We start from the raw sequence: 1329 nt of genomic DNA, 5'->3' as shown, positions 1-1329 counted from the left end.
GATGACTCATCGGTGGTATATAGCAGGGCAAACGCATCTTTATATTGTGTTTTATTCCAATATAAAGATGTATATTTGTTTTAATATTCTGTAAATTAATCATATACTTATCCTTGGAGTATTTTTATTTTTCTATTCTTTACCTCGTAGAGGGTTAAAAATAACTTTCTCTAAATAGCCTTTATCTAAAGCACATCTAAGTTTCTTCAAATTTAAGCTTTTCTTTGAAGTTTTCTCTTCCCTGAGTAAATTTAATGATAAGTGTCGTAAGACTGCTAGATTTTCAGCAGAATTATTCTTCCTAGCTCTACATCTATCTTCGTTAAAAGAAACATCTAGAACCCAATGAAGTTTATTCTCTATGTCCCAATGTTGTCTTACACCTTTAGAAAATAATTCTATTGATTCAACACTAGTTATATAATAGCTGCGTTCAAATGTTTCTTTTTCTCCAATAATTCTTTTTCGTTCAACCATTCCTATTGATTTTATATTTTTCCAATCCTCTTTGTTATGTAACCATGAAATATCATTAACTAAATAATATTTTCTTGTTTCAATTCTTCCATGATTCTTTTCTTGGCTAATAAGTTTAAATACATCTACATCTTTCATTTTATCTTTTATTATTGAATCAAAAAATAATTCCACATTATCATAAAGAGTTTCTTGTTTTTCTTTAATGCCAATATGTAATCTGCTTCTTTTTCTATAATTGCTTCTGCTATTTTCTTTTGAGTACCCATAGCATCAATAGTAACAATAGTATTTTTCAACTCTAATAGCTCTAATAATTTGGGAATTGCTGTAATCTCATTGGATTTGTCTTCTGTTTTAATTTGGCCTAAAACCACTTGATTTTCATTTGCCCAAGCACTAACTATATGAATTGCTTTTTGATTTGAACTATCACAAGATGAACCTCTTAGTGTTGTGCCATCTATAGATACTATTTCACCTTTTACTAAACTAGATAATTCTTTCATTAGTTCATTAAAGCATTTTTGAAATTGCTTAGGATCTATTTGAGAAAATACTCTGTTAAATGTATCATGTGATGGAATTCCATTAGGAAGCTCGAAATACACTTTTAGCCAGTCTTCGCTTGCCTCTGCAAATTCTACAATACCATTATAGGATTCTGCACCACTAGTTATAGCACATATAGCTATTCCTATAATATCTATAAACTTATGCCTTTTGTTATCCCCTCTTGGGTCTTCGACCTCATTAAATGCATCAAATATTTTGCTTTCTATATCAAACATATTTAGTTTATTTATAAAAATCTTCCCCTTCACTTTTGATTTATATAGCCTTGAGCATAAC

Annotated in this window: 1 pseudogene; it reads right to left on the bottom strand. The window is 29.2% G+C overall.

Annotated elements, in window-relative coordinates:
- Nucleotides 1–135: 135 nt before the first annotated feature.
- Nucleotides 136–1181 (bottom strand): annotated as a pseudogene (locus KM800_RS15610) (ISAs1 family transposase); the annotation flags it as partial.
- Nucleotides 1182–1329: the final 148 nt, after the last annotated feature.

The sequence above is a fragment of the Clostridium tyrobutyricum genome, from assembly GCF_019144085.1.
Taxonomy (GTDB): domain Bacteria; phylum Bacillota; class Clostridia; order Clostridiales; family Clostridiaceae; genus Clostridium_B; species Clostridium_B tyrobutyricum_A.
The sequence above is the reverse complement of the archived record's forward strand: the minus strand, read 5'-3'. Positions and strand labels throughout refer to the sequence as shown.